Origin of the sequence: Kitasatospora sp. NPDC059747, assembly GCF_042732955.1 — a bacterium.
In the GTDB taxonomy this organism is placed as follows: domain Bacteria; phylum Actinomycetota; class Actinomycetes; order Streptomycetales; family Streptomycetaceae; genus Kitasatospora.
This window is the reverse complement of sequence record NZ_JBHWGV010000037.1, coordinates 62435-68833: the sequence shown is the minus strand read 5'-3', so window position 1 is coordinate 68833 and position 6399 is coordinate 62435. Positions and strand designations below refer to the sequence as shown.

Annotated in this window: 4 protein-coding genes; 1 reads left to right on the top strand and 3 read right to left on the bottom strand. The window is 73.3% G+C overall.

Annotation, left to right across the window (positions count from 1 at the left end):
- Nucleotides 1-110: 110 nt before the first annotated feature.
- Both ACFV4G_RS18430 and ACFV4G_RS18425 read right to left on the bottom strand, forming a co-directional pair.
- Nucleotides 111-1277 carry a trypsin-like serine protease gene (locus ACFV4G_RS18430; RefSeq protein ID WP_380441510.1) on the bottom strand — a complete coding sequence of 389 codons (1167 nt, stop codon included), beginning with the start codon at nt 1275-1277 and terminating at the stop codon, nt 111-113.
- 68 nt (nt 1278-1345) lie between these two features.
- Nucleotides 1346-2209 carry a hypothetical protein gene (locus ACFV4G_RS18425; protein WP_380441508.1) on the bottom strand — a complete coding sequence of 288 codons (864 nt, stop codon included), beginning with the start codon at nt 2207-2209 and terminating at the stop codon, nt 1346-1348.
- 300 nt (nt 2210-2509) lie between these two features.
- Here ACFV4G_RS18425 and ACFV4G_RS18420 point away from each other — a divergent pair, with 300 nt between their 5' ends.
- Nucleotides 2510-4798, top strand: coding sequence for an ATP-binding protein (locus tag ACFV4G_RS18420; protein ID WP_380441506.1), 2289 nt, complete (start codon nt 2510-2512; stop codon nt 4796-4798).
- A 137-nt stretch (nt 4799-4935) separates the two neighbouring features.
- On the opposite strand, the gene pntB is transcribed toward ACFV4G_RS18420, so the two are convergent.
- Complete coding sequence (gene pntB / locus ACFV4G_RS18415) at nt 4936-6396, bottom strand: Re/Si-specific NAD(P)(+) transhydrogenase subunit beta (RefSeq protein ID WP_380441504.1); 1461 nt, start codon at nt 6394-6396, stop codon at nt 4936-4938.
- Nucleotides 6397-6399: the final 3 nt, after the last annotated feature.

Sequence of the window (6399 nt, the reverse complement as noted above, 5' to 3'; positions counted from 1 at the left end):
GCCGCCCCTGGCGGGGGCGGGCGTGACCGGCGCGTGCGACTCGGCTCTGAACCGCCGCGGCCCCGAGGGTGGGGGGGGCGGCCGAGCGCGCCTCCGGCGTCCGTGAGGGGTCACCAGAACTGCTGGTTGGTCCATCCGTTGCAGTCCCACAGCTGGACTTTCATCCCGTTGTGGTAGCCGCCGGATATGTCCGCGTCGAGGCACTTGTTGTTGTAGGCGCTCTTGATCGTGTAGCCGTCGATGATCCAGGTCTCGTTCGGGGCGGTCCAGGTGTGGCAGGGCTGGAGGAGCACCGGCATCCCGTTGTAGCTCCCGTGGCTGATGTCGGCGCTCATGCAGTAGTTGTTGCGGTCGTTGAAGATGTGGTCCTTCAGCGTGTACCAGAACTGGTTGCGCCAGCCGTTGCAGTCCCAGAGCTGGACCTTCATCCCCGGGACGTGGTCGCCGTTGGCGACGTCCCCGTCCATGCACTTGCCGTTGACGTAGAAGGGCGCGTGGTCGCGGTCCTCCTTCATCTGCTGGATCCAGTTGGAGAACGCGGCGACCCGGGTGTAGGTGCCGGGGTAGCCGGCCTGGTCGCAGCCGTTGTTGCCGCCGCCGGAGATGATCCCGATGACCCAGCCGTTGCGGATCAGCGGACCGCCGCTATCGCCGTTGCAGGCGTCGTGCTTGGCGTCGCCGGCGCAGATCATCTGGCCGACCCGGTACATGCCGCCGTAGGGGCGGGTGCAGGCCGAGTCCGGCAGGATCGGGACCATCGACGAGCGGAGCCGCTCCCGGGGGTCGCCGTGGCTGTCGACGTTCTCCAGTGACCAGCCGAGGATCAGGCCCTGCCCGCTGAGGGTCTCGTCGGCCGGGATGTGCGCGAACGGGATCGTCGGCACGCCGACCATCGAGTTCTGCAGCGTCACCACGGCGACGTCGCCCTGGTGGATGTCGTACGTCTTCCAGGGACCGGTCTCCTGGTCGGGGTAGAACTGGGGGCTGATGTCGATCCGGGCGATGCGGTAGGCGGTGCCGCCCTGGAGGATGTTCGTCTGCCCCTGCACGACCGCGGAGTGGTCGATCTTGCTCTGGTACTCCCGGCCGCAGTGCCCGGCCGTCAGGACCTTGTCCGGCGCGATCAGGACGCCGCCGCAGCTGTAGCTGAAGAGCGGGTACTTGCTGGTGTCCTGGAAGTGGACCATCCACGGGTACTGCCCCGTCGTGGCCGGTCCGCCGCCGGTGACCGCCGTCGCGGGGGTCGCGATCCCGGCGAAGGCCAGCGTCAGCAGCATCGAGACGGCGACCACTGCTGCCCGGAGTGCCCTCCGTGCGAGGGAGTTCGGTGCTTTCGTCCTGGTGATCACCGGCAGTACCCCCCGGAGTACTCGGACGCCGGGAAGACCGGCGCCAGGGACTTGACCTTCACGCACTTGTGGTCGCTGCCGGCGTTCCACGCCACCCGGGAGATGTTCCCGGCGACCATGGCGCCGATCAGGTTGAACGGCGGCGGGGCGAACGCGAACATGGCCGCGGTGAAGCCCGCGTCGGAGGCCATGTGCGAGGTCTCGTTGCGGTTGAAGTACACCGTGCCGGTGATCCAGCCCCAGGTGTAGTGCGGGTCGGCCACGACCGGGAACGCGGCGCCGCGGGTGTCGACGTGCTGGGTGACGGTGCCACCGTCGACCGAGTAACTGGTCGGCAGTGCACGGCCGTTGGCGTCGTACGCCCACGGCGCGCTGATCCGGCTGTCGGCCCGGCCGGTCGTCCGGTCGACCAGCAGGACGCCGCCGAGCGGATCGGCGACCAGCCGGCCGTCGAAGCCGTCGACGGTGAAGCTCACGTCGGTCGCGGCGCGCGCGGTGCGGAGCACGAAGACGTGCGAGACGGCGGTGGTGTCGGTGATGACGGCGCTGTCGGTGTCCGGCAGCGCGTCGGGCGACACCGCCACCTGCGAACGGACCTGCGAGGCCGCGCCCTTGGCGCCCTTCAGTGCGATCCGGGCGGGCGCCTGCGACTGCTCGGCTGCCCGTGACTGCTCGGCCGCCGCCTCGGCCCTGGCCGAAGCGTGCCCGGTGGCGGGCAACAGGCCCTGGATGTGCCCGAGTTCGGCGAGCACCCGCTGCGTGGCCGGCGTCGCCGCGCCGGCCGGCTGGGCCAGCGCGAGGCCCGCGAGTCCGACCACGCCGGCGACACCCGCCGCCAGCGCGGACTTGATGCGTTTCACGATTCCCCCTGGTCTTCCTGGATCTCCTGGACTTCCTGGTCTTCCTGGTCCTCGGTGTGCGGTGCTGCCCCGGACGCCACGGGCACGGCGGGTGCCGCAGGTCTTGCGGGCCCGAGGGGTCCTTGGGATCCTTCGCGTACCGCCGGGTACCGGCATCCGGGCGGACACGAGTCTTGGCCCGGCGGGGTCGGCGGTCCATGGCGTAACCCCTGCGTTCTGCCTGCGTTCCCCGCGCCACGCCCTGGCATGGAACATGCCATAGTTGGCGGCGGCATCTCGGCGGGGGCGATGGGGGTTGTCGTGCGTTTCGGGGACATGGTGCGCGAATACCGGCTGCGCCTCGGGTGGACCCAGGAGGGCCTCGCCGAACGGTCGGGCGTCTCCACGCACGCGATCGGCATGCTGGAGGCGGGCCGGCGCAACCCCCGGCTGAAGTCGGTCGCCGCGCTCGCCGACGCGCTGGGGCTGGCAGACGGCGACCGGGCCGAACTGATCGCCGCGGCCCGGGCGGAGCCGGCCCGTGCGGAGCCGGCCGGGCCCCGGACGGACGCCGGCGCCAACGCCGGTGCCGACGTCGAGACCGGCGCGCCACGCCCGGCAGCCGTCCGGGCTCCCGCTCAACTCCCGGCGGACCTACCGGACTTCACCAGCCGCACGGCAGCGCTGGACGCCGTCCGGCACGCGCTCGGCCGCGACGGCACCGCCGGGCGGACCCCGGTGCTCGTGGTCACCGGCCCCGGCGGGATCGGCAAGACCAGCCTCGCCGTGCACGCCGCACACGCGCACCGGGACCGCTACCCCGACGGCCAGCTGTTCGCCAGCCTGCGCGGCGCCGACCAGGCGCCCGTACCCGCCGCCGAGGTCGCCGCGCGCCTCCTGCGGGCGCTCGGCGTGAGCCCCACCGACGTCCCCCCGGCACTCGACGAACGCGCCGCCCTCTACCGGAGCCTGCTGACCGGCCGACGCGTCCTGATCGTGCTCGACGACGTGCTCGACGGCGCCCAGATCCGGCCCGTGCTCCCGGCCAGCAGCGGCTGCGCGGTGCTGCTCACCAGCCGCAGCCGGCTGCCCGAACTCGACTGCGTGGAGCGGATCGAGCTCGCCGCGTTCACTGACACCGAGGCCAGGGACCTGCTCGGCCGCATCGCCGACCCCGCCGTGCTGTCCTCGGAACCGGACGCGACCACCGAACTGCTCGCCCACTGCGCCGGCCTGCCGCTCGCGCTGCGCATCACGGGCAGCCGGCTCGTCACCGAACCCGGCCGCACGGTGCGGATGCTGGCCGAGCGGCTCGCCGACGCGCGCGGACGGCTGGACGAACTCCGGGTCGGCGACCGCGCGGTGCGGGTCAGCTTCGAGGCCAGCTACGCCCACCTCGCCCCCGACCAGGCCGCCGCGTTCCGGCTGCTGGCCCTGGTGCCCGGTCGGTCGGTCGGGGTGCCGGCCGCCGCCGCGCTGCTGGACCGCGACCCGGCGCCCAGCGAACGGCTCCTCGCCGAACTGACCGCCCACCACCTGCTCCAGGTGCCCGAGTCCGGCCGCTACGGCTTCCACGACCTCATCCGGCTCTACGCCCAGGAGCGCGCCCGCAATGAGGACGCCCCGGCCGGGCGCCGCGCCGCCGAACGGCGCCTCGCGCTCTGGTACCTGCACGCCTCCCGCCGGGCCGGGATGCTCCTCGTGCCGCACGCCCGCCTCGCCCCCGCCGCACCGCCCCCGCCCGGCCTGCCGCAGCCGGACTTCGACGGCGCCGAGGCGGCCATGGCCTGGTACGAGACCGAACGCGCCAACCTCGTCGACCTCGTGCGGCACGCCGCCGGCCGGGACGACGACCCGCTGTGCTGGCAACTCGCCCACAGCCTCTGGCCGTTCTTCACCCTGCGCAAGTATTGGGGGGACTGGAACAACGCCACCGGGCTCGCCCTCGACCACGCCCGCCGCTCGGCGGACCGCACCGGCGAGGCCCTCATGCTCGTCCAGGCCGGCACCCTCGCCCACGCCCAGGGCGACTACCGCGAGGCCATCACCCGCTACCGGCACGCCGACGGCCTCCTCGGCGACGGCGACCCGGAGGCCACCGCCATGATCGAGGCCAACCTGGGCGTCAGCCACCGCCAGCTCCAGGACTACGAGACGGCCATCGGCCACCTCACCCGTGCCGCCGACGCCTTCCGCACCGCCGGCGACCGCTACGGCGAGGCCGTCTGCCTCCTCAACCTGATCCCCGCCTACCGCGTCCTCGGCCGGTACGACCCCGCACTCGTCAACTGCCGCCTCGCGCTGGCCGCCTTCCAGGCGCTCGGCTCCCGCTACGGCGAGGGCCACGCCCTGCACGTCACCGCCCAAGTCCTCCAGGACACCGGCGACTTCGCGAGGGCCCTGGACCTGGCCGGGCAGGCCGTGGCGATCCGCGAGGACATCGGCGACCGCGACGGCACCGCGTCCGCGCTGGAACAGCTCGGCATCATCCGCCGGCACCTCGGCCAGGCCGCGGCCGCCGCCGAGGCGTGGCGCCGCAGCCTCGCCCTCTACGAGGAACTCGGCTCCCCGAAGGCCGAGAACGTCCGGCGGCTGCTGGCGAAGGGCTGAGCGGGCGGTTCGTGCGGTGGGCCGGCGGGCGGGCGGGCCGGTGGGCGGACCGTCCGGGCCCGGTGCCCGGGCGGTCCGCCGCGTCCGCCGCGTCCGTCGCGTCCGTCGACCGGCCGCGTCCGCCGACCCGCCGTTCGCTAACCCGCCGCCGTCGTCTGGCGGACGGCGGCGGCCGGACCGCCGCGGCCCTCGGGCAGGGCCCGGAGGATCGCCTCCACGCTCTGCCGGGCGTCGCCGAACAGCATGCCGGTGTTCTCCCGGAAGAACAGCGGGTTCTGCACGCCGGCGTAGCCGGAGGCCATCGACCGCTTGAAGACGATCACCTGCTCCGCCTCCCACACCCGCAGCACGGGCATGCCGGCGATCGGGCTGGACGGATCGTCGGTGGCGGCCGGGTTGACGGTGTCGTTGGCGCCGATGACGAGGACGACCGAGGTCGCGGCGAGGTCGTCGTTGATCTCGTCCATCTCCAGGACGATGTCGTACGGCACCTTCGCCTCGGCCAGCAGGACGTTCATGTGGCCGGGCAGACGGCCCGCCACCGGGTGCACGCCGAACCGCACCCCGATCCCGCGCTCGCGCAGCCGCCGGGTCAGCTCCGCCACCGGGTGCTGCGCCTGGGCCACCGCCATGCCGTAGCCGGGCGTGATGACCACGGACCGGGCCGCGGCGAGCAGCCCGGCGGCCTCCTCCGCGCGGATCTCGCGGTGCTCGCCCTGCTCCTGCGCGGAGCCCGACGGAGCCTCGATGCCGAACCCGCCCGCGATGACCGACAGGAACGAGCGGTTCATGGCCTTGCACATGATGTACGACAGGTAGGCGCCGGAGGACCCGACCAGGGCCCCGGTGACGATCAGCAGGTCGTTGTCGAGCAGGAACCCGGCCGCCGCCGCTGCCCAGCCCGAGTAGCTGTTCAGCATGGAGACGACGACGGGCATGTCGCCGCCGCCGATCGAGGCGACCAGGTGCCAGCCCAGGGCGAGTGCCAGGACGGTGACCGCGATCATGAGGCCGAGACCCGGGCTGGCCGTGAACCAGGCCGTCAGCACCGCGAACGCGGCCAGCGCGCCCACGTTGAGCGCGTTCTTGCCCGGCAGCACCAGCGGGCGCGAGGCGATCCTGGCGGACAGCTTCAGGAAGGCCACGATCGAGCCGGTGAACGTGACCGCGCCGATGAACACGCCGATGAAGACCTCGGCGTGGTGGATGCCCAGCAGGTCCCCGGCCACCCGGGTCTGGGCGGACCCGTGGGACTCGACCTCCAGGTAGCCGTTCCAGCCGACCAGGACGGCGGCGAGGCCGACGAAGCTGTGCAGCACGGCGATGAGCTCGGGCATCTGCGTCATCTCGACCCGCCGCGCCCGCCACAGGCCCGCCGCCCCGCCGAGCACCATCGCGAGGACGATCAGCGCGACCGCGCCGGCGGAGACGTCCCGCGCCGCCAGCACGATGGTGGCGACCAGGGCGAGGGCCATGCCGGCGATGCCGTAGACGACGCCGGCCCGCGAGGTCCGGTGCTGGGACAGCCCGGCCAGGCTGAGGACGAACAGCAGCGCGGCGACCAGGTCCGCGGCGTGGGAGGCCGTCGTGGAAGTCATCGG